The 21550-nt window shown below is 41.0% G+C and carries 19 protein-coding genes and 1 tRNA gene; 5 read left to right on the top strand and 15 right to left on the bottom strand.

Annotation, left to right across the window (positions count from 1 at the left end; genetic code table 11):
• Window positions 1-200: 200 nt before the first annotated feature.
• From AAEU28_RS16700 to AAEU28_RS16655, 10 genes are all read right to left on the bottom strand, one after another.
• Window positions 201-1259 (bottom strand): hypothetical protein, encoded by a 1059-nt coding sequence (locus AAEU28_RS16700; protein WP_421965139.1) that lies wholly within the window; start codon window positions 1257-1259, stop codon window positions 201-203.
• Window positions 1260-1314: 55 nt separating this feature from the next.
• The gene (nlpI, locus tag AAEU28_RS16695) at window positions 1315-2196 is read right to left on the bottom strand and encodes a lipoprotein NlpI (protein WP_421965138.1); all 882 of its coding nucleotides are present in this window, start codon (window positions 2194-2196) and stop codon (window positions 1315-1317) included.
• A gap of 134 nt (window positions 2197-2330) precedes the next feature.
• Window positions 2331-4457, bottom strand: coding sequence for a polyribonucleotide nucleotidyltransferase (pnp, locus tag AAEU28_RS16690; protein WP_421965137.1), 2127 nt, complete (start codon window positions 4455-4457; stop codon window positions 2331-2333).
• 223 nt (window positions 4458-4680) lie between these two features.
• Window positions 4681-4950 (bottom strand): 30S ribosomal protein S15, encoded by a 270-nt coding sequence (gene rpsO, locus AAEU28_RS16685; RefSeq protein ID WP_010385052.1) that lies wholly within the window; start codon window positions 4948-4950, stop codon window positions 4681-4683.
• A 104-nt stretch (window positions 4951-5054) separates the two neighbouring features.
• Window positions 5055-5993, bottom strand: coding sequence for a tRNA pseudouridine(55) synthase TruB (gene truB / locus AAEU28_RS16680; protein ID WP_421965136.1), 939 nt, complete (start codon window positions 5991-5993; stop codon window positions 5055-5057).
• A 5-nt stretch (window positions 5994-5998) separates the two neighbouring features.
• On the bottom strand, window positions 5999-6391 hold the full coding sequence (gene rbfA / locus AAEU28_RS16675) for a 30S ribosome-binding factor RbfA (RefSeq protein WP_404390596.1): 393 nt from the start codon (window positions 6389-6391) through the stop codon (window positions 5999-6001).
• A gap of 115 nt (window positions 6392-6506) precedes the next feature.
• Window positions 6507-9158, bottom strand: coding sequence for a translation initiation factor IF-2 (gene infB / locus AAEU28_RS16670; protein ID WP_421965135.1), 2652 nt, complete (start codon window positions 9156-9158; stop codon window positions 6507-6509).
• Window positions 9159-9185: 27 nt separating this feature from the next.
• The gene (nusA, locus tag AAEU28_RS16665; protein ID WP_421965134.1) at window positions 9186-10688 is read right to left on the bottom strand and encodes a transcription termination factor NusA; all 1503 of its coding nucleotides are present in this window, start codon (window positions 10686-10688) and stop codon (window positions 9186-9188) included.
• A 38-nt stretch (window positions 10689-10726) separates the two neighbouring features.
• Entirely contained in the window at window positions 10727-11182 is a 456-nt protein-coding gene (rimP, locus tag AAEU28_RS16660; RefSeq protein ID WP_390447777.1) for a ribosome maturation factor RimP, read from the bottom strand.
• A gap of 240 nt (window positions 11183-11422) precedes the next feature.
• Window positions 11423-11499 (bottom strand) — tRNA-Met (locus tag AAEU28_RS16655).
• A gap of 256 nt (window positions 11500-11755) precedes the next feature.
• Between AAEU28_RS16655 and AAEU28_RS16650 the strand changes: the two genes are divergently transcribed.
• Window positions 11756-12235, top strand: coding sequence for a hypothetical protein (locus tag AAEU28_RS16650; protein WP_421965133.1), 480 nt, complete (start codon window positions 11756-11758; stop codon window positions 12233-12235).
• Between the two features lie 31 nt (window positions 12236-12266).
• Window positions 12267-12773: a hypothetical protein gene (locus tag AAEU28_RS16645; RefSeq protein ID WP_421965132.1), complete on the top strand. Its 507-nt coding sequence runs from the start codon at window positions 12267-12269 to the stop codon at window positions 12771-12773.
• 80 nt (window positions 12774-12853) lie between these two features.
• Here AAEU28_RS16645 and AAEU28_RS16640 read toward each other — a convergent pair whose 3' ends face one another.
• The 3 genes from AAEU28_RS16640 to dapE all read right to left on the bottom strand — a co-directional run bounded on the left by AAEU28_RS16640 (window position 12854) and on the right by dapE (window position 15391).
• Window positions 12854-13246: a DUF3019 domain-containing protein gene (locus AAEU28_RS16640; RefSeq protein WP_421965131.1), complete on the bottom strand. Its 393-nt coding sequence runs from the start codon at window positions 13244-13246 to the stop codon at window positions 12854-12856.
• Window positions 13236-14054 (bottom strand): MipA/OmpV family protein, encoded by an 819-nt coding sequence (locus tag AAEU28_RS16635; protein ID WP_421965130.1) that lies wholly within the window; start codon window positions 14052-14054, stop codon window positions 13236-13238. The genes AAEU28_RS16640 and AAEU28_RS16635 overlap by 11 nt, the downstream gene beginning before the upstream one ends.
• 167 nt (window positions 14055-14221) lie before the next feature.
• Window positions 14222-15391 (bottom strand): succinyl-diaminopimelate desuccinylase, encoded by a 1170-nt coding sequence (dapE, locus tag AAEU28_RS16630; RefSeq protein WP_421965129.1) that lies wholly within the window; start codon window positions 15389-15391, stop codon window positions 14222-14224.
• Window positions 15392-15654: 263 nt separating this feature from the next.
• Between dapE and AAEU28_RS16625 the strand changes: the two genes are divergently transcribed.
• Window positions 15655-16305 (top strand): OmpW/AlkL family protein, encoded by a 651-nt coding sequence (locus AAEU28_RS16625; protein ID WP_421965128.1) that lies wholly within the window; start codon window positions 15655-15657, stop codon window positions 16303-16305.
• A 40-nt stretch (window positions 16306-16345) separates the two neighbouring features.
• On the opposite strand, the gene AAEU28_RS16620 is transcribed toward AAEU28_RS16625, so the two are convergent.
• Window positions 16346-16885 carry a thioesterase family protein gene (locus tag AAEU28_RS16620; protein WP_138483235.1) on the bottom strand — a complete coding sequence of 180 codons (540 nt, stop codon included), beginning with the start codon at window positions 16883-16885 and terminating at the stop codon, window positions 16346-16348.
• Window positions 16886-17010: 125 nt separating this feature from the next.
• Between AAEU28_RS16620 and AAEU28_RS16615 the strand changes: the two genes are divergently transcribed.
• On the top strand, window positions 17011-17496 hold the full coding sequence (locus tag AAEU28_RS16615) for a hypothetical protein (protein WP_421965127.1): 486 nt from the start codon (window positions 17011-17013) through the stop codon (window positions 17494-17496).
• 35 nt (window positions 17497-17531) lie between these two features.
• On the opposite strand, the gene tyrR is transcribed toward AAEU28_RS16615, so the two are convergent.
• Window positions 17532-19088 (bottom strand): transcriptional regulator TyrR, encoded by a 1557-nt coding sequence (gene tyrR, locus AAEU28_RS16610; RefSeq protein ID WP_421965126.1) that lies wholly within the window; start codon window positions 19086-19088, stop codon window positions 17532-17534.
• A 221-nt stretch (window positions 19089-19309) separates the two neighbouring features.
• On the opposite strand from tyrR, the gene AAEU28_RS16605 reads away from it, so the two are divergent.
• Window positions 19310-21544 (top strand): CapA family protein, encoded by a 2235-nt coding sequence (locus AAEU28_RS16605; RefSeq protein ID WP_421965125.1) that lies wholly within the window; start codon window positions 19310-19312, stop codon window positions 21542-21544.
• Window positions 21545-21550: the final 6 nt, after the last annotated feature.

Genomic DNA, 21550 nt, shown 5'->3' with positions numbered 1-21550 from the left:
GAGATAAACAGTGCAACTAAACACTGATAGTCATGGATAGTTATGCATCTAATTGCGCATTTTCTCCATGCAAAACTGTTACAATTTATACTTTATTAGTGTTTGAGTTGTCTATAGTTTTAGGTTCTAGCTGGTTAAATACTAGACGAAATTAACAAACAATTCAGATTAAATTATAAAATTAGATATAAGCAGACAGCTTAATTAATAATAGTTTGAGCGTTGTTTGCCAGCTTTTGCTGCTCAATCAACCAATCTTGTTGTACTTTTTTTTGCCAAAGCTGTCTATATTGTTCCGAAAGTGGCAGTTCTTGAAATTGCATTTTGCTCCATTTGAGCGCAGGTTTAAAAGCGTCAAGCTTACCATTTTGACAGGTCTTTGATTTTACCCAGCCCTGAGGCGCATTTTCAGGTGAACCAACAAATAGGTTTGGTGCTTTAAACCCTTGTGAATTACACAACCAGTGCGCTTTTTGGCCATAAATGGCATATTCATCCTCAAAGCCACTGAAGTGCATTAATTCATGAACCAGAACGTCGTAATCACTTGTCAGAGTGAGCGTCATTTGTGTCCCTCTTACATTCGCAAGCCCACTTGTTGTCATGACAATTAAGAAGTCTGATTTAGGCAAATCTCGCATAACGTCACAAGTTGCAAACCCCTTAAAGCCCTCTTCGCACATAAGTGCATTGCCGACATAATAAACCTCACTCAAACAAAAGCTATTCTGCTCTGGCTCTGGCTTTTGCAAATATTTGTCTCGTAAAGCATTTAAATGCTGATATACAGAAAAACGATCGGCTAATAACAATACATTATTTTTGCACTCTGTATTAAAAGCGATTTGTTCAGGTAACAATGCGATAGATAGCCCGTCTAATTGGCTCTCATTCAATTTATCAGGTGCGATGCCTTGCTGAACACCTAATACTGTCTCTAATCGCTCTGTTGGCTTAAGGTGCTTTGACAACGTCGTTAATTCTTCCCAGCGCTGCTTTAAAACGAGTAGCTCAACCAATTCATTCAATCTTGTTTCGGGAATGTTGGTTGGCAAAGCCTGCCAGAGAAATCTTGTTTTATGAAACTCGCCCTCCCGAACCAAATGGAATAGCCAAGCTAAATTCACTTCAGGCTCATCTAAGCGCCGAAGTTTTTCTAGGGTAGTGGCGGGTAAGTAGAATGGGTTTATATCGACAAAATAATACGCTTGAGGAAAGCGCTCTAAAAAATCAGATTGTGAAAGTTTATCCGCAAGCATTGGGTGATCAACACTGCTGTTGATCACCACAAGAAAGAAGCAAAAGCAAAAATACTTAGCCAGCTTTAACACCGGCAAAAAGCTCTAGTTCCAATCGAGCATATTTATGCTCGACAAATTCGAATACATTTGTAGCCAGTGCAAGTTTAAAGAAGTCGACCGCGACAGCCTCTTTACCTCTTGCTTGATATAGCTTTGCTAAATAAAAATATGCTTCACAGAGTCGCTCTGCATATTGCTGCTGCCCTGCTACACCCTCTGTGATCTGGGCTAAAAACTGAGTTTCGGTTAGCTGACCTAAGTAAAGTTGTACAAGCTGGGTAGACCATTCATCTGGGTTAAGTGCTTGGCTATTGGCTTTCAACTGCTCGTAAGCGACATTGGCATCAACTTTTGCTTGCGCTAAATATACCCACATAACACGATAAGCATCAGCGGGAGAGCGTGCTAAAAATGCCTCTAAATCTTGGCTAGAAAGCTCTGGTCTGCCACCATAATAAAGCGCTATGCCACGATTAAGATAAGCATATTGATGGTCTTCGTCCAATTCTAAAACCGCATCAAACATTTCGTACGCCTTACCGAAATCCTGTGCAAGTGTATGGTGAATGCCTAGAAAATTATACACAGAGGCAAGATCTGGTTTTAGCTGCACTGCACGATTAAAGTCAATACGCGCCAATGTTGATAAACCAACGCTGTCATAGAGTCGACCTCTTCTCAGAAACAACTCTGCTTTTTGGTCATTATTAATTTCAGGAGAGAGCAACAGTTCCGAATAACGAGCAATTTCAATTTCATTTCTATAATTTGGTGCGAGTGGGACACCTAAAGGTACATTAGCCACCGACTTAGCCGTTTGTTTCTCTGAGGTTGTTTGACAACCCGCTAAGGTCATCGCAACCACTGATGCGAGTAGAAATGATTTAAACTTCATTGGCTTCCTTTATGTGATATCAGCAAACTTGAATCGTCTTTATATGCTGACACTCGTAATAGCGATAAGTGCCATTAAAACATAAAAAAAGGGGCCTAACAGCCCCTTTTCATTGTTACATGAGAGAAAACAGATTATTCAGCTGGCTTTTCTTGCTCAGCGTCTGCTTTTTTCTCAACAGCTTCTTTGATGCTCAGACGAACACGGCCCTGACGGTCAACTTCAAGTACTTTAACTTTAACTTCTTGACCTACAGATAGGTGATCAGACACGTTGTTTACACGCTCTTCACTGATCTGAGAAATGTGTACAAGACCATCTTTACCAGGAAGTACGTTAACGAATGCACCAAAGTCAACGATACGTACAACTTTACCATTGTAAAGCGTACCAACTTCAAGTTCTGCAGTAAGCGCTTCGATACGTGCGATAGCATCTTTTGCACTTAGACCATCTGTTGCAGCAATCTTAACTGTACCGTCATCTTCGATTTCGATTGTTGTACCAGTCTCTTCAGTAAGCTGACGAATTGTTGCACCACCTTTACCGATCACATCTGCAATCTTCTTCGGTGGAATGTTCATTGTGTAGATACGCGGTGCAAATTCAGAAAGCTCTTCTGAAGGTGCCGCAATAGCTTGGTCCATCACACCTAAGATGTGTAAACGCGCCGCTTTTGCTTGCTTAAGTGCGATCTGCATGATTTCTTTAGTGATACCTTCAATCTTGATATCCATTTGAAGAGCAGTAACACCCGCGTTAGTACCAGCTACTTTAAAGTCCATGTCGCCTAAGTGATCTTCATCACCTAAGATGTCAGAAAGAACAACAAAATCTTCGCCTTCTTTAACTAGACCCATTGCGATACCCGCAACAGAAGCTTTAACTGGTACACCCGCGTTCATAAGCGCTAGTGACGTACCACATACAGAAGCCATTGAAGATGAACCATTTGATTCAGTGATTTCTGATACTACACGGATTGAGTATGGGAATTCTTCAAGTGTAGGAAGAACTGCAGCTACACCACGCTTAGCTAGGTTACCATGACCGATTTCACGACGCTTAGGAGAACCTACAAAACCAGTTTCACCTACACAGAATGGAGGGAAGTTGTAGTGCAACATGAAGTGGTTCTTTTGAGTACCAGTTAGGTCGTCAATTAGCTGTGAATCACGCTCAGTACCTAATGTTGCAGTAACCAACGCCTGAGTTTCACCACGTGTGAAGATAGCAGAACCGTGCGTACGAGGTAGAACACCCGTCATTACGTCTAGTGCACGAACCATGTCTGGTTCACGACCATCGATACGCTTTTCACCCGCGATGATACGACCACGTACTGTCTTCTTCTCTAAAGAACCAAACAACTTACCAACTTCTTGCTCATCTAAAGACTCATCTTCAGCAAGCTCTGCAGTTAGCTTTTCAACAACTTCTGCTTTAGCAGCAGAAAGCGCTTCTTTACGTGCCACTTTGTCAGTGATCAGGTAAGCAGCGCCAATTTTCTCTTCTGCGATTGCAGCGATTTTATCAGCAAGTGTTACGTTCTTTTCAGGCGCAGTCCAATCCCAAACTGGTTTGCCAGCTTCTGCCTTGAACTCTTCAACAGCTTTGATAATAGCTTGTGCTTGTTCATGACCATAAACAACTGCACCTAGCATTTCTTCTTCTGTCAGTACTTCAGCTTCTGATTCAACCATTAATACTGCGTTTTCAGTACCGGCTACAACTAGGTCTAGCTTGCTTGACTCAAGCTCAGTCAGTGTTGGGTTAAGTACGTATTGACCGTCAGTGAAACCTACACGAACTGCACCTAGTGGACCGTTGAATGGGATACCAGAAATAGCAAGTGCTGCTGATGTACCAATCATCGCAACCATATCAGGCTGGATGTCAGGGTTTACAGATACAACTGTTGCAATAACTTGTACTTCATTTACGAAACCGTCTGGGAAAAGTGGACGAATTGGACGGTCAATTAGACGAGCGATCAATGTTTCACCGTCGTTTGGACGACCTTCACGCTTTAAGAAACCACCAGGGATACGACCAGCAGCGTACATACGCTCTTGGTAGTTTACTGTTAGTGGGAAGAAGTCTTGACCTGGTGCCGCATCACGCTTACCAACAACCGTTACTAAAACTGAAGTGTCGCCAATGCTTGCTAGTACCGCACCGTCAGCTTGACGTGCAATTGCACCTGTTTCTAGGGTCACTGTATGTTGACCTAGTTGAAATTCTTTAATAATTGCTTGCACAATATTTTCCTTATTTAAAACAAAATAAAACGCCAACAATCACCAATTACAGTCTTAAATAGACTCAATAAATCTGCTTAAGTACTACAATTGGCTAACGCGTCGGCGTTCACTCGGCAAAATTGCCAAGTGCGAGTAAGTATACTTGTAGAATACCCACAAAAAAAGGGGCGATTAGGCCCCTTTTTTATCATTGACTAAAAAGCCAACATAAACAAAAAGATTAGCGACGTAGGCCAAGCTCTTTGATTAGTGCAGAATAACGCTCAACACTTTTACCTTTTAGGTAGTCTAGAAGGTTACGACGTTGGCTAACTTTACGTAGAAGACCACGACGTGAGTGGAAATCATGCTTGTGGTTAGCGAAGTGACCTTGTAGCTTGTTGATGTCAGCAGTTAGAAGTGCAACTTGTACTTCTGGTGAACCAGTGTCGCCTTCTGCACGTGCGAATTTTGCTACGATTTCTGCTTTTTCTTGGTTGCTTAGTGACATAATAACTCCAAAATAAATTTAAATTGTGCTTTAGCCGATCACTAATTCAGCCAAAGCGGGAAGCGGCGCGTAGTTTATCAACATTCACACCTAAACTCTAGTATTTAATCTTGTTGACTTGAAAGTGCGCGTTTTGCTTTTAGTAAGCCTTGATCATTACGTTCACCTACACCAGCAAATTGACCATTGGCAACGACTTTAATCGGACCCTCTGGCAACTCACCACAACTTACTGTTTGACCGTGGCCAAATGCAATGCCTTGCGTTTCATCAATTTCAACACAAGGTAAATCAACGAGTGCGGTATCCATGGGTAACAGCAATTCGTCAAGATACGTACTTGCTGGTAAATCTTCTGCTTTCGCCTGATTTAGTCTTTCTTCAAGTTGCTCGAGTGTCAGCATTTTATCACTTGGATAATGCCCCACTTTCGAACGATGAAGCATAATCACATGTGCGCCACAGCCAAGCTTTTCGCCTAAGTCGTCAACAATTGTGCGAATATAAGTGCCTTTAGACACATGCGCCGTCATTTGAATTTCTTCATTTTCTGCGTCATATTCGTCAAGTGTTAAACTGAACACATTGATCTTGCGACATTTGCGTGGCACTTCGATACCTTGCCTTGCATAAAAATACAAAGGCTTGCCTTCGTATTTCAACGCTGAGTACATCGAAGGGTATTGATCTGATTCACCTAAAAAGCTAGCAACTTGCTCTTCAAGCATTTCTTGCGTCACTGCAACTGGACGAGTTTCGACTACTTCACCGTCAGAGTCTGAGGTGGTGGTACGTTCGCCTAATTTTGCTCTTACGACATAGGTTTTATCGGTATCAAGTAAAAACTGGCTGAACTTAGTCGCTTCACCAAAACAAATTGGCAGCATACCTGTCGCAAGTGGGTCTAGTGCCCCAGTGTGACCAGCTTTTTGCGCGTAATAAATACCTTTAGCGCGCTGTAATGCTTTATTTGAAGAAATGCCTTCTGGCTTATGAAGAAGTAAAATGCCATCAACCGGGCGACCTTTAGATCGTCTCGCCATGCTAATTACTCTTCGTTTTCTTCCTCTGGGCCGCGCTTTGCATTGTCTTCACGGATCACAGAGTCAACTAAGTTAGAAATACGCATACCTTCAAGAAGAGATGTATCAACAACAAATCTCAACTCAGGCATAATGCGAGCGCGAATACGTTTACCTAAAATAGAACGAATATAGCCCGTTGCATCATTCAGTATTTGTACGCTCTGTTTGGTTTTATCTTCATCACTGGTATTTAACACAGTCACAAAAATTTTCGCGTATGAAAGGTCTCTTGAAACTTCAACGGCAGAAACCGTAACAAAACCTAAACGCGGATCTTTAATTTCTCTTTGTAAGATCACAGCGATTTCTTTTTGAATTTGCTGTGCAACTCTGTCAGTACGAGAAAATTCTCTCATTATCACCTACTTGTAATTTAAACCATTGATTTTAGTAATAGTTTTATTCATATCTCTAATAGACGAATGGGGGCATATAAATGCCCCCATTTTTGTAATTCAGTATAGCAGTTGATTACAGGCTACGCTGGATCTCTACAACCTCGAATACTTCAATTTGGTCGCCTACGCGTACATCGTTGTAATTCTTAACACCGATACCACATTCCATACCGTTACGAACTTCATTTACGTCATCTTTGAAGCGACGTAGTGATTCAAGCTCACCTTCGTAAATAACAACGTTATCACGAAGTACGCGGATTGGATTGTTACGTTTAACAACACCTTCAGTAACCATACAACCGGCAATTGCGCCAATTTTAGGTGACTTAAACACATCACGAACTTCAGCAAGACCAATGATTTCTTGCTTGAATTCAGGTGCAAGCATACCAGACATTGCCTGCTTAACTTCGTCGATTAAGTGGTAGATTACACTGTAATAACGTAAGTCTAAGCTTTCAGCTTCAATCACTTTACGAGCCGATGCATCAGCACGTACGTTAAAGCCTACGACAATCGCGTTTGACGCTGCAGCAAGTGTTGCATCAGTTTCAGTGATACCACCTACACCTGTACCAACAATCTTCACTTTAACTTCATCTGTTGATAGCTTCACTAACGCATCAGAAATCGCTTCTACTGAGCCTTGAACGTCCGCTTTAAGTACAACATTAACTTCAGACACATCGCCTTCTGTCATGTTAGAGAACATATTCTCAAGCTTCGCTTTCTGCTGACGGGCAAGTTTAACATCGCGGAATTTACCTTGACGATAAAGTGCTACCTCACGCGCTTTACGCTCATCTTTAACAACAGTCGCTTCATCACCAGCAGCAGGCACACCAGAAAGACCTAAGATCTCAACAGGAATTGAAGGACCCGCTTCTTTGATGTCTTTACCATCTTCGTCTTTCATTGCACGAACACGGCCGTACTCAAGACCACAAAGTACGATATCACCTTGCTTAAGTGTACCTGACTGAACTAGTACAGAAGCAACAGGACCACGGCCTTTATCTAAGCGAGATTCAATGACAACACCTGAAGCCATACCATCATGAACAGCTGTAAGCTCAAGGATTTCAGCTTGCATTAGAACCGCTTCAAGTAGCTCATCAACACCTTGACCTGTCTTCGCTGAGATGTGAACGAACTGTACGTCACCGCCCCAATCTTCAGGAATTACATCATGCTGAGAAAGTTCATTCTTAACGCGATCTGGATCTGCTGTTTCTTTATCGATTTTGTTTACAGCAACAATCAGTGGTACTTCAGCCGCTTTAGCGTGCTGTACCGCTTCGATTGTCTGAGGCATTACGCCATCATCTGCAGCAACAACTAGGATTACAATATCAGTTGCTTTCGCACCACGCGCACGCATTGAAGTAAACGCTGCGTGACCCGGGGTATCTAGGAAAGTTACCATGCCGTTTTCAGTTTCAACGTGGTAAGCACCGATGTGCTGAGTAATACCACCCGCTTCACCTGATACCACGTTCTTAGAACGGATGTAGTCAAGTGTTGACGTTTTACCGTGGTCAACGTGACCCATAACCGTTACAACTGGAGCTCGAGATTTCAGCTCAGCCGAACCTTCACAACGGTCATTTAGTACTTTTTCTTCTAGCTCATTCTCTTTAACAAGAACAACTTTGTGGCCCATTTCTTCAGCAACAACTTGTGCTGTTTCTTGGTCAAGTACTTGGTTAATTGTAACCATTTCACCCATCTTCATCATGGTTTTAACGACTTCAACGCCCTTAACCGCCATGCGAGATGCAAGCTCTGCAACTGTGATTGTTTCACTGATACGAACTTCTTGTTTTACGTCAGCAACTGGCTTTTGGAAACCATGTTGTAAAGAAGTAGGTGCCTTCAGCTTACCTTTGCGGCCTCTCACTGGTGCTTCAGCTTTTGCTGGACCTTTCTTCTTTTTCTTACGACGTGCACTCTTTTCTTCACGCGCATCTGACTCATCTTCTGCTTCACGAGCATATGTTGATGTAGTCATGTGGTGATCTGCTGTTTCTTCGCGCTTCTTGCGCTCTTCTTCTTCCTTTTTCCAGCGCGCTTCGTTTTCTTCAGCTAGACGACGAGCTTCTTCAGCTTGACGTTTTGCTTCTTCTTCAGCTTTTTTCAAAGCTGCTTCTTCTGCTTCTTTCTGCAATCTTTCAGCCTCTAGACGATCTTTCTCTTGCTGTTCTGTATCCACTTGCTTGCTCTGCTGTTCTTTGGCTTTACGTTCAGCATCAGCTTTACGCTTTGCCTCTTCTTTAGCTTTGCGCTCCGCTTCCTCTTTTGCTTTACGCTCTGCTTCTTCTTTCGCCTTTTGTTCAGCTTCTTGCTGAGCTTTCAACTCAGCTTCTTTACGAGCAGCTTCCTCTTGCGCTAAACGCTCTTGCTCTTTTTGCTGTTCAACGGCGCTCTTCTTGACATAAGTGCGCTTTTTACGAACTTCAACTTGTACAGATTTCTCTTTACCTGTCGAACCTTTCACGCTTAAAGTGCTTTTGCTTTTACGCTGTAATGTCATACGCTCTGGGCCTTCAGCACCTTTACCACCGTGCTGCTTGCTCAAATAATCAAGTAATTGTGCTTTTTCAGCTTCAGTGACCATATCACCATTGCTTTTGCTGATCCCAGCATCACTTAATTGCTGCAACAGTTTATCAACAGATGTATCAATAGTTTCGGCCAGTTTTTCAATACTTACTTCTGCCATAGTGTGTGTTACCTCCGTTAATAAATTTTATGCGTCTTCACCAAACCAACAGATATTACGTGCAGCCATGATAAGCTCACCCGCTTGTTCTTCTGAAAGTTCAGTAATCTCTACTAATTCGTCAATACCTTGCTCTGCTAAATCCTCAAGTGTTACAACGCCTTTACTTGCCATTACAAATGCAAGGTGACGCTCTAATCCTTCTAGAGCAAGTAAGTCTTCAGCAGGCTCTGCGCCTTCAAGACTTTCTTCAGTTTTCAGAGCACTTGTTGTTAATGCATCTTTTGCTCGATTGCGTAGCTCTTCAACTGTATCTTCATCAAGACCATCGATTTCTAAGAACTCAGCCGCAGGCACGTAAGCTACTTCTTCAAGTGAAGAGAAACCTTCATTGATAAGCAAAGTTGCAAAGTCATCATCGATGTCTAGGTTTTCCGTAAATAAGTTGATCAGTTTATCAGATTCAGCCGCGTTCTTCGCTTCCATATCTTCTACTGTCATCACGTTTAGTTCCCAGCCTGTTAACTGACTAGCTAAACGGATGTTCTGACCGTTACGACCAATTGCTTGCGCAAGGTTATCAGCTTCTACTGCGATATCCATTGAACGTGAATCTTCATCCATTACAATTGATGCAACTTCTGCTGGCGCCATTGCATTGATAACAAACTGCGCTGGGTTATCATCGTAAAGCACGATATCAACACGCTCGCCACCAAGTTCTGTCGAAACAGCTTGTACACGCGCACCACGCATACCCACACATGCACCCACAGGGTCAATGCGCTTATCATTTGACTTAACCGCAATTTTAGCACGTGAACCAGGATCACGAGCTGCACCGCGAAGTTCAATCATTTCTTCACCAATTTCAGGTACTTCGATGCGGAATAATTCCATCAGCATCTCAGGCTTAGAACGCGTTACAAATAATTGCGCGCCACGTGCTTCTGGCTTAACTTCGTATAATAAACCACGAACACGGTCACCCGGACGGAAACTTTCGCGTGGTAGCATATCTTCACGGTAAATCACAGCTTCTGCGTTGTTACCTAAATCAATGACAATTGCATCGCGCGTTGCTTTTTTAACTACACCAGTAACAAGCTCACCTTGCTGGTCTTTATAAGCTTCAACAACCAGCGCACGCTCTGCTTCACGTACTTTTTGTACGATTACTTGCTTGGCCATTTGCGTAGTAATACGGTCAAATTTAATTGACTCAATTTGTTCTTCAATAAAATCACCCAGTTCAATGCTGTCGTCATCAAAACGCGCTGCTTCTAAAGTGATTTCAGAAAATGGGTTTTCTAATGACCCATCTTCTTGTGGGTTTACTACCATCCAACGACGGAAAGTATCGTATTCACCCGTTTTACGGTCAATTGAAACGCGTACGTCAATTTCACCTTCATGCTTTTTCTTTGTTGCCGTTGCTAATGCAAATTCTAACGCCTCAAAGATTTTTTCTCTAGGAACCGCTTTTTCATTCGAAACGGCTTCTGCTACTAAAAGTATTTCTTTTGCCATAATAATGCCTCGCTTGCCCTTGTCCTTCGCTCTAATTATTAAAATTTTGCGATGATGTTGGCACGTTCAATATTGCTAAGCATGATCATATGATCTTGCCCATCGATTTGGAGAGTGATCATGTCACCAGATACAGCAACTAAATCACCTTTAAAATTTCTTCTTCCATCTTGAGGAAGCTTGGTACGAACTCTTAATTCTTCACCTTGTGCTTGCTCATAATGTGCAGGCTTGAATAAGGGTCTATCAACACCTGGTGAAGACACTTCAAGGTCGTATTCATTTGTAATCGGATCTTCAACGTCTAAAATCGCGCTCACTTGACGACTCACATCAGCACAGTTATCAACCGTGATGCCATTCTCATGTTCGATGTAAACACGTAGAGTTGAGTGTCTACCGGCTTGCACAAACTCTAGACCCAAAAGTTCGAATCCCAATGCTTCAACAGCAGGCTCTAGCATAGCTGTTAATTCTAGCTCGATTTTTGACACAAATATCCTCCATACAAACAAAAAAAGGGCAAAATGCCCAAAGTAATCATGTATCTTTAGCAAGCTTTAGATACAACAACGCCCCGGACCAAGCGGGGCGTCACACTAAATACAAAACTGTGCGGCCTGAGGCCTAGCTTGGTCACGCCAGCGCTAAATACGAACGCTATAAACGCAAAACGCGCATTACAATGAATGCGCGCTACCAGAGTAAGAAAACATAAAAATGTTATCTAAAATTGGTTGCGGGAGCCGGATTTGAACCGACGACCTTCGGGTTATGAGCCCGACGAGCTACCAGGCTGCTCCATCCCGCGCCAACGTGCAGCACTACTACTGCAAAAACAGGCTGTATTATAGGGAGTGTTCCATAAATAAGCAACCATAAAGCAGATAAATACGTCCTGATTTCTTTATTTATGAGTAAAAAGCAGAAACTCCTGAATTTTTAGCTCAAAAATTTTAAAGCCCTCTATACTTTTTATTAAGCGCTTTGACGAGGCGATATCATCAAGTTAGATGGTATAAAGATTAATGCAAATGGACGTGCCTAATATTTATGAGGCACTCAATATGAGTTTATCCCCTTACCAATTTCAGTTGTTAACCTCTTCGAGTAAAGATATTTGTGATGACTTTCAGCATTTCTTCACTTACTTTAATTTATTAGTCAAAAAGAAACTGCCCACTTTTATTTCTTGCTCTAATCTTTTTGATCATAAGCAATACATTTGCTCTCTAACTGAACACTTAACTTCTCAACAGAGCATTTGGCTGTATATAGAGAAAAATCGAGCTTATTTGAGCCGGCTTTTTCAAGATAAGTACCAAGTAAATGTCTTCCGAGAAGCTTTCCTAATGGCATTAAGCACCACATTAAAATCTAAGTTTACACTCGCAGTGCGCAAAGCTTGGCAAAGTATATTGTTTGTCTTCACGAATATGGTACAAACGCAAATCCATGGTGTTAGTAATGTGATATCTATGCTGCAATATCGAAATAAGCGTAGTATGACGACTCAATTGAATGGAAAATTGCGTTCAGATCCGTAAACTGTAAGAAATTCGCTTATTAGGAACATAAATGAAAAAAGCATTATTTTTTGCAGGTATTTTTACCGTGTCTTTGACTGGTTGTGATGTTTTCGAAAGTTCAAAAGCACAGATTGAACAGCAATACTTATCTGAAAATCAAGAATTAAAAGCTGCAATTGAAGCTATTCGTGAGCAAGGCTTACAAGCTGTTGCAGCATCAGCTGAAAAAGGCAGTGTCGCAGCCTGTGTTGCTACTAGCTTAGATGCTGATCCTATGGGTGCTTTGGTAGAAGTTGAGGGCGCATTACAAGATAGTGCTGATTTGGCTGGTTTAGTTGATACAATCAATAACTTAACCGAACAAGAGCTTAGCTTAGAAACAATCGGTCAGCTTCTTCAGCATGGAGCTGAAACCGTTGATTACCTCAAAACTTTACTCGGTGAATATGAGCTATCAGAATTACAAACTCAATTAACAAATTTACTTGAACAGGGCCAAAATAAAACCCAGGATGTCGGTCAGCATTTACGTGAACTGATTGAACAGTGCCAATAGTTACAATCTTAAAGCTTTTTTCAATGCTTTAGCTCCCTTCTATTGGACACCCAAATTTTAAGGAAGACTGCTTGTCTTCCTTAAAATATTCTCCAGCGACGCTTTTTAGACTTAATCTTATGTACCCAGTTCACTTCTATTGTAGTGACAGCCAAGGTATCTCTCTTTTGCTTAGAAATTAACTCATAGCTAATACTTTCTGTTGAGCCAAAATTCAGCGTATACATAAATGTCTTAGTATTTGCCCAACACTGAAGGATCTTCTTCGTGCCACTCTCTCTTAAACAGTAGTCACCAACATCTGGCGCTGTGACAGCAAACTTCACATCAGTATAACAGGTTCGCCCTTCATTCAACGCCACGCACTTGCTCGGCATGACGTTTAAGATCTCGGTTGGTCCTTCATCTTTTGTTTGTGCATAACTCGTAGAAGTCACAAGCAACGAACAAAATGAGATCATTTTAAAATACATACTTCACTCCTGCAAAAAAGACACGAGCGTGCCTGGAGTGAACAATTGGGCTTTCTACAATGTGCGACGAATAAATAAAACCAGACGCACCAGCACTGAATACCCAATTTTGAGCTATTGGGTAATCTGCTTGTAGCTGTAGGTAAAATGATGAAGTATTACTTACTACGTATTCAGGCCTAAATGCAGTCGCTTCATCAGCATCAATGCCATAATAATAATCAATAAAGGCAGATGAATAATAGTTTGCGCCTATATTTAACCAAACATCCCAGTTACGTAGTTCGAAGTTACGAGTTGTATCAAAATGAAATAACCAGCCATCACTGTCTCCAAACACATCAAATACAAGCTCTGTGACGGTTTGAAATTCTCCGTGATTAAAGTAATAAGCAAAACCAAGAGATAGATCATGCTCTCTTTCTTTGATACCAGCAAGCTCAGGCACTTGGTCTTCATTTTCATAATAGCCACTTTCATTAAACGGTTGCTGGTAGCTGCCTAAAATGGCATCGATGCCCCAGCCATCTTCAATGACTAATTGGTAGCCTAAGTCTGAACCACCGTAGAAATCGCCTGAATGGGTGTTCAAGTAAAAGTTTTTATATTCGATTTTTGCATCAATCAATAAGCCTGGTGCACTAAAATGAGAGTTGGCGCCCACGAGCTGAGTCATGGTTGAATCGACCCAAAACGTGCCTAAGCTGAATTGCCATAGCAATTCGTCTTTTTCAAGATGTTCATCTGCGTGGCTTAAAGTAGAAAAGAAGCAAAAACAACATAGCAACAGAGTTGTTATTTTTTTCATTGTTTTTATTAAAGCTGTGTTTATTGTCATTCTTCCTTGCATGATAACGTAAGCTTGTGGTGTCCAACAATATGAAAATGATGTTCTTACAATTTTACTCACTTTCCCAAATCATGAACAGCACTCAGCCAAAAAGAGTTGTAAACAAATGCAACAAGGCACAACGACTATTTGCAGTTAAAGTAATCTTTTAAAATAGCATAGTAAATTTGCTTCACCTGAATTAAATCAGGTATTGCGATACGCTCATTGACTTGATGTATAGTTGCGTTGGCTACCCCACACTCGATGACTTGAGTATGACTATTTGAAAAAAAACGCCCATCCGATGTACCTCCTGCAGTGGTCAGTTTGGGGTATTGACCACAGGTGTCATAAATAGCCCGCTCGACTAAGCCTAAGAAGCAATTATTTTGTTTATGCCCAGTGTAATAAGACTCACAGGGCCTTTCCCACTCACACTGTATGTATGCTTGGTTTTCAACTAATGCCTGCTCAACCAGCTTTATAATTGCTTTGCTATCATAGTTATGACTATAACGGATATTAAAAGTAATCTCACAGTTGTCAGGAATAATATTGTCTACACTATTATTCACCTGTAACCCTGTTATCTGCAGCCCCGTCTTAGAGCCATATTCATCCAACTCCCAAACAATGTTGGTCAGACTATTGATTATGTTGCCACTAATATGCGCTGCATTTACACTGTTTTCAGGGTAAGCAACATGCCCAGCTTTTCCTTTTATATGAATACGACCTGATAGCGCGCCTCTACGCCCATTTTTTATGGTATCTCCAGCAATTTTATCTGCGGTAGGCTCACCGACAAGACATGCATCAAGTACTATGTCGTTCTTAGCCAAATATGCAGCGATTTCCTTACTGCCATATTCTGCTTCTCCTTCCTCGTCAGAGGTAATTAACCAATATAAGCTACCTATTTGAGGTGATGTTTGATTAAGCATTTTTTTGGTTGCGGATAGCATAGCTGCGATACCGCCTTTCATATCTGCAACACCTCTTCCATAAATACAACCTTCAAATATTTCGCCTGAAAATGGACAGACCTTCCACCCATCCGAATTTGCAGGCACTACATCGACATGACCAATGAAGCCTAAACTCGGCCCAGGACCGAACTTTCTTGCGGCAATTAAATTTTTAACGCCATTGACTTCCAAAATCTTTATGTCAAACCCAAGTAGACTCAGTTGCTCAGACAGCCAACTTAAAGTACCTGCATCATCGGGGGTAATTGACTTGGCCCTGACCAAGGTTTGGACAAAATCTATGACTTCAAGGTCTGTTTTTTTTTCTATAACTGCACTAATCATAACGTTCGTTTATACATAAAAGATTGAATGTTATTTAAACGTTGCAGTATTGCATTCGTGTGTCACTTTACTTGCAATTTTAAGTCTTTGCCGCATGTAAAAATTGATTTTGATACCCAAAAATTAATCTAAATCAAAGTTTCAAAAATTTCTGAAATAACCTGAAATAAAAATTGATCTAGAACAGTTTTCGTTTTCTGGACTGGCCTATAGTGGCTTCAAGAAAAAAATTACATACCTTGCAAAGGCATCAGGAGATGAAAATGAAAAAACTTGGCGCAGCTCTACTTACTACACTTCTAGTAGCCGCTCCTTTAGCACAAGCTAAATTAAGCGTTAATGTTGGTCTTATTAATGTTAACCCTAGCGACACAGCTTCAGCTATTGATCAAAATAAAGCACTTGGATTAGTAGCAGATTCAAATACACAGCTGGGTATTACTTTTGATTATAAATACACTGATAACATTGTATTTGAATTAGTTGCAGCGACCCCATTTTCTCATACAGTAAATGGTGCAGGTGGTCTTGCTGGTGCTGAAATCGCTAAGGTTAAACACCTACCGCCTACATTTTTAGCTCAGTATCACTTTTTTGATTCAACAGCAAAATTTCGCCCATTTGTTGGTGCAGGCCTAAACTATACAGTTTTCTTCAGTGAAGACCCAAGCGCAGCACTTAAAGCAACACTGAAAACGGATGATGTAAAAGTTGAGCTTGATAGCTCTTTCGGCATCGCTCTTCAAGCTGGATTCAATTATGACATTGATGAAAAATGGGGTATCCATGGTATGGTATCAAAAATTGATATCAACACTGACGCAACAGTATATGCAAACGGTGCAAAGGCACTAACATCTGATGTTGAACTTGACCCTGTTGTTGCGATGCTAGGTGTTAAGTACAAGTTCTAAGTAAAAAATACAGTTACTTTCTCGATCCCTAAGGCCACAATCAGTGGCCTTTTTTATTATTGCTTTTTTTCGCCTCTAACATCGCTTTCCAATGTTCTATTTCTTCCGACAATACAGGGGCTGGACCCGAGTAATTTGCTGCTGCAAGCATATCTTCAACAGAGACAATACCTTGTTTGCTTTTAAACACCCCTCTTACATAGGCTATCGCATGAAGGCCTCTCGCCGTTGTAAACTTTTGCTCAATGTAAAAATATTTATGGTCCCACCCCACTAACTGAGTACTGACTTTAAATGATTCAAGCGGTTTAATATCTCGGATATAAGTAATGGCCGTTGCATTAACAATTGGAAACCAGCGACGCTTCATCACTACCTTAAATAGGCCAATCTCTTCTGTCATCCAAGTTCGAGCTAAGTCCATAAAGGCAAGATATCGCGAATTGGTCAAGTGCATATTAATATCGCAATCACTAGGCATTACTTTAAAATCTATTTTGCTAACATCCAGTAAGCCTTTGTATTCATTGTTTCTTTTAATCTTTAAAAGTAGCAGTATCAGCCTAAAATACAGGTTCATTTATGGTCCAACCAGTAAGTAAAAAATAAAGTTTAACATAAGCTTAGTTACTCACAATAAATTGTTGCTAAGCCGTATTTGCTCCACTAGTCTTAAAAGATAACTATTCTCACACGAAACTTAATATGAAATTGTATACTTTTGTGCTTACCAGCTTGCTCTTTTCTTCCTGTGTTTTTGCCAACTTTGATTTTGAGGGAAAAGGAAAAGTCACTTACCCAACAGGCGTAGACAAAACTTTTGCATTTGGCTTTGCTTGGGATGAACAAAAACAAGCATTTAGAATAGGTAAAAAGACCTATAACATGTCTAGTTTGCCAGAGTCATATTCTATTGCCCTTACACTCAGTAAAGACGATGATAAAGTATGGGTGCAAGAGTTCAATGCCGGGTTTATTGACAGCTTTGAATGGCAACTCGGGGAGCAAACAATTACTTTAAAGAAGAAAGAGTTTAAGGTGCCAGTAAAAGGAAACTATGTGCTTTCTCTTAATAAGATTGATTACTTTTTGGTGAAAAATAACATCAGTATTCAGATTAAGTTTAATGAAAAAGGAATTGATAACATCAAGATAGATGGTGTGACAAAAGATATGGGCGCTAAAAAGTAGTCCCATATCTTGGTAAGCGACTTAGCCAGATAAAGCTAAACTTTTACGGTCTTTCTATTTATACCGTATTCTCTTAATTTATTTGCCACTGCGGTATGGCTCAGCCCTAATCTCTTAGCAAGCTGCCTAGAGCTAGGGTACGCCGGATAAAGCTTTCTCAATAAAGTAGCTTCGAAGCGTTTAACTGCGTGTTCTAAGGTACCTTCAAAATCAGATTCCAAATACCCTAGTTCATGGGTGAATGTTGGCAATTGCATATGCTCTACACGAAGCTCTTTGTCATCCAGTAAAGAAACTGCGCGATACACTGCATTTTCAAGTTGTCTCACATTACCAGGCCAAGGGTATTGCTCTAAAAAAACTAAGCAATCTGGCGCGAGTGTTGGTGCTGGCTGACCATTTTGCTGTGCATACTTTTGAATAAAGTGCTCTGTGAGTGGCCCAATATCAGCTTTTCTATCACGAAGCGGTGCGATATCCAAAGTCAGTACATTAATACGATAGTATAAGTCCTCTCTGAAAGTACCTTCTTGAACCATCGCAGGTAGATCTTTCTGTGTCGCCGCAATGATCCTAACATTAACTTTGACTTCATTTTCATCGCCGACTTTTCTAAACGTGCCATCTTGCAAGAAGCGAAGCAGCTTTGTCTGTAACTGGGTCGACATTTCACCCACTTCATCTAAAAAGACAGTGCCGCCATCGGCTTGCTCTAATACGCCGCGTTTCGGTGCTGCATTCTCTTCAAAGCCTGCGTATCCAAATAACTCTGACTCCGCAACATCATCTGGTAAAGAAGCACATGACAAAGCGATGAAGGGTTTAATTGAACGATTTGACGCGTAGTGACATGCTCTAGCCAACAACTCTTTACCTGTGCCTGTCTCACCTGTAATTAGGATCGGTGCATCTAATTGGGACATCTTGCGCGCTTCTCGCACAACACGGCGCATTGCCGTACTATTGCTATGAATAGTTGCAAAGCTTTCTTGCCCGTAACGTCTGAAGGCACTGACTTGCTGGCCTAAACGGCTTTGCGATTTAATATTAATTACCGCGCCGGCAAGAATATCGCCATCTGGTTTTTGCGGCACAGTGATCGGTAAGATGTCAGCAATATAATCTTCACCACCCACTTCAACACGCGTGGTTTGTCCTAATACTTCTTTACCTTCTAGCCAACGTGTGAAGTTAAACCCTTTTAGAAGATTATTAATATTCTCACCCAGCACATCGTCTAGGCTCAAACTGAGATCTTTACAAGCTGCGTCATTACAATGACGAACCCACCCCTTTGCATCGATGGATATCACACCATCTGGAAGCGCGCTAAGCAGAGTATTGAGCTCATTATGTTCTCGCTCAGAAGGCAAGAAAGCAGTAGTACGCACATCTTCAACACCATCAATTAAGCGAATCTCAGGCATTATTTTCTGAAATTGTTCAAACTCGATAGGTGGAAAGCTGACATACATTTTGCAATTGACCGAATCGACCTCAATACCCTTAAGGTCAACCTGATAATTTACCAATATATTCAAAACTTCTTGTGCAATTCCTATCCGATCGGCACACAGGATTTCAAGACGCATTTGTTCCTCAAACAGGGCTATATATGACACGGCGAAATGATACTCTAAGAATAGTCGTCAGACTAGAAAAATGTAAACATTATTGAACGTTTCACTGTACTTATTCTTTGAATAAGCTATTTTATGAATTGAAAAGTCCACATATTGGATACAAATTTAACAATTGCATAAAGCTGAACAAATATTTTATAATACTAACGACTGATATATGTGAGTTTTAAATGTCATTAACTAGCTACCCCAAAAAATTTGTTAACCATGTTACAGCTTATTTGCTTCTCATATTCATATCAGCGTGTTCAGTTGAAGACCCATATGAAACAGGGCCTTCTGAGCAGCAGCAAGAAGAAAAAGATGAACGTGACAAGGTTGTTGAAGCCATTATTCCTTTCTCTTTCAAAGTGAAAGATTCAACAGGCACCCCTGTCGCTAACTTAGATGTGAAAATAGCAGGACACTTATACCAAACGAATGCTCAAGGCATAGTGCATCTAGATACGTTAACTTTAGGTAATTACCCCGTTGAGATTATCCATCCCGATTATCATATTCTCTCTTCAACCATCAACATTTCTCCGGCAAATGACAGCGAAGTCATAGTTCTATCTAAAAAAGTAGAGAATGAAATCAGTTTGGTTTTCGCCGGTGACACTATGTTTGGCCGCCGCTTTATGGACCCAAGCATCACGACCATGAATAACTCGGTGCCCGATTTACCTGATGCCCTCATCAATAAATCAAACGCAGCAACCGCTGCAATTGAAATCACTCAACATGTAAAGCCACTCTTTCTAAATCAAGATTTTGCTTCTGTAAATTTAGAATCCCCAGTGCTCAATCAGCCAGTAAGTGTTCATCCAACAAAAGAGTTTTCTTTTTTCTCTCTACCTGAAACGCTAGAGGGTTTAAAGTCAATTGGCATCGACTATGTCGCGCTGGGTAACAACCACGTTTACGATTACCAATTAGATGGGCTAAATGACTCTCTAAAATTTGTATCAGAGGCTGGGCTTCTTCACAGTGGTGCGGGTCTAAATAAAGTTGCCGCTTATGCCCCGGTATTTGAAAAAGTTAAGGGAACGACCCTAGGTTTAGTGTCTGCCACTTCAATTCGTGGTGGCGATCATGCCGTGACCTATGTCGCAGACGAAGAAAAAGGTGGCGCAGCTGATTTATCTGATTCAAAGTCCTTAGCTGAAGCATTGCAGTTAAGCAAAGAGAATAGTGATTTCACCGTCATACAATTACACGGTGGCGATGAATATTCTTATGCCCAAACAGACTATATTGAGAATCGCTACAACCTGATTTCTAAGCTCGAAGAAAAACCTGACTTAATGGTGACCCACCACCCTCACGTTGCGCAAGGCTTTGACGTCTATGATGGCGTACCAACTGTATTAGGACTTGGTAATTTTGTGTTTGATCAAAACCGATTAGAAACAGTTTTAGGCCTTGCTGTTGAAGTCCGAGTTAACAAAAACACCACCCCTAAAGTGAGCTCAGCAAGAGCCTACCCTATTTATATCGAAGAATATAAACCTCGCCTCATTTCTGGTGATTTAAGTAACTACTTAATAAAACGGGTTGCTGAATTCTCAAATAATGTCTCAGTGATCCCCAGGCAAGGATATGCTGACATTTTATTCTCTCAACAAGTTGCTGCGACGCAATTAAAGCAAGAAGTTATCGAACTTCAACCTGGTGAACATATTATAGATTTGCGCATGCTGGCACCTAGCCATAGCTTTTTGAGCCAAATAACAACTGATGTTGAGGTCACTTCACTGATCTTGGGCAGAGATTTATTAGTATTTGGTGATTTCGAAGATTGGGATAATGATGATACTCAGTTTGAAATAAATCACTGGGATCATTCTGATGAAGATACAGTGCCATGTCTGACAGGTGCATACCGAGGTAATCAAGGATTATGCTTAACGAGAGACCAATTTGATAACCTTGCCCAAAGGGTACCGTTTAAGCAAACGGTACGAGCTTTTCCACTCACCCCTGCCGATGACGTTAGCAAAGTCTTTCATAAACATACACTTTACGGGTATGCTAAAGGTATCAATGCTGGTCAATTAGAATTAGATTTAAGTATCTTAACTTCTGAGGATTCACTTATTTTCTCAGAGCAAACTTTACCAGTATTAGAAGGTGGGGAGTTTGATTGGCAGCCATTTAACATCGACTTCGAGCTGCCAGATGACAGAAATGTATTGGGCCCAGAGAATTTACCGCCCAGAGGGATCCGTTTCGCGTTTATTCATTCGCCTCCACAAAATGGCAACGCTGAACTACAATTAGATGATATTGCTCTAATTTCTTGGCAGGATTCTATTGAATTAACGGATCGAACGTGGCGTACTACTCATTTACATGGAAAATCATTTTTAAAAGTATCAACTGACAAGGCTGTTCGATTAAATTTAACCTTTAGTCAATTCTGATTGACC

The organism is Pseudoalteromonas sp. SS15, from assembly GCF_049257195.1.
In the GTDB taxonomy this organism is placed as follows: domain Bacteria; phylum Pseudomonadota; class Gammaproteobacteria; order Enterobacterales; family Alteromonadaceae; genus Pseudoalteromonas.
This window is presented reverse-complemented; position numbering and strand designations above follow the sequence as displayed.

What these genes read in the sequence shown, in the direction of transcription:
- AAEU28_RS16640 (WP_421965131.1), bottom strand. Translation starts at nt 13,246, where the DNA reads ATGTATTTTAAAATGATCTCATTTTGTTCGTTGCTTGTGACTTCTACG.
- AAEU28_RS16620 (WP_138483235.1), bottom strand. Translation starts at nt 16,885, where the DNA reads ATGAACCTGTATTTTAGGCTGATACTGCTACTTTTAAAGATTAAAAGA.
- AAEU28_RS16605 (WP_421965125.1), top strand. Translation starts at nt 19,310, where the DNA reads ATGTCATTAACTAGCTACCCCAAAAAATTTGTTAACCATGTTACAGCT.
- rbfA (WP_404390596.1), bottom strand. Translation starts at nt 6,391, where the DNA reads ATGAGAGAATTTTCTCGTACTGACAGAGTTGCACAGCAAATTCAAAAA.
- truB (WP_421965136.1), bottom strand. Translation starts at nt 5,993, where the DNA reads ATGGCGAGACGATCTAAAGGTCGCCCGGTTGATGGCATTTTACTTCTT.
- AAEU28_RS16635 (WP_421965130.1), bottom strand. Translation starts at nt 14,054, where the DNA reads ATGAAAAAAATAACAACTCTGTTGCTATGTTGTTTTTGCTTCTTTTCT.
- AAEU28_RS16650 (WP_421965133.1), top strand. Translation starts at nt 11,756, where the DNA reads ATGAGTTTATCCCCTTACCAATTTCAGTTGTTAACCTCTTCGAGTAAA.
- AAEU28_RS16645 (WP_421965132.1), top strand. Translation starts at nt 12,267, where the DNA reads ATGAAAAAAGCATTATTTTTTGCAGGTATTTTTACCGTGTCTTTGACT.
- infB (WP_421965135.1), bottom strand. Translation starts at nt 9,158, where the DNA reads ATGGCAGAAGTAAGTATTGAAAAACTGGCCGAAACTATTGATACATCT.
- tyrR (WP_421965126.1), bottom strand. Translation starts at nt 19,088, where the DNA reads ATGCGTCTTGAAATCCTGTGTGCCGATCGGATAGGAATTGCACAAGAA.
- dapE (WP_421965129.1), bottom strand. Translation starts at nt 15,391, where the DNA reads ATGATTAGTGCAGTTATAGAAAAAAAAACAGACCTTGAAGTCATAGAT.
- AAEU28_RS16700 (WP_421965139.1), bottom strand. Translation starts at nt 1,259, where the DNA reads ATGCTTGCGGATAAACTTTCACAATCTGATTTTTTAGAGCGCTTTCCT.
- nlpI (WP_421965138.1), bottom strand. Translation starts at nt 2,196, where the DNA reads ATGAAGTTTAAATCATTTCTACTCGCATCAGTGGTTGCGATGACCTTA.
- AAEU28_RS16625 (WP_421965128.1), top strand. Translation starts at nt 15,655, where the DNA reads ATGAAAAAACTTGGCGCAGCTCTACTTACTACACTTCTAGTAGCCGCT.
- AAEU28_RS16615 (WP_421965127.1), top strand. Translation starts at nt 17,011, where the DNA reads ATGAAATTGTATACTTTTGTGCTTACCAGCTTGCTCTTTTCTTCCTGT.
- nusA (WP_421965134.1), bottom strand. Translation starts at nt 10,688, where the DNA reads ATGGCAAAAGAAATACTTTTAGTAGCAGAAGCCGTTTCGAATGAAAAA.
- rpsO (WP_010385052.1), bottom strand. Translation starts at nt 4,950, where the DNA reads ATGTCACTAAGCAACCAAGAAAAAGCAGAAATCGTAGCAAAATTCGCA.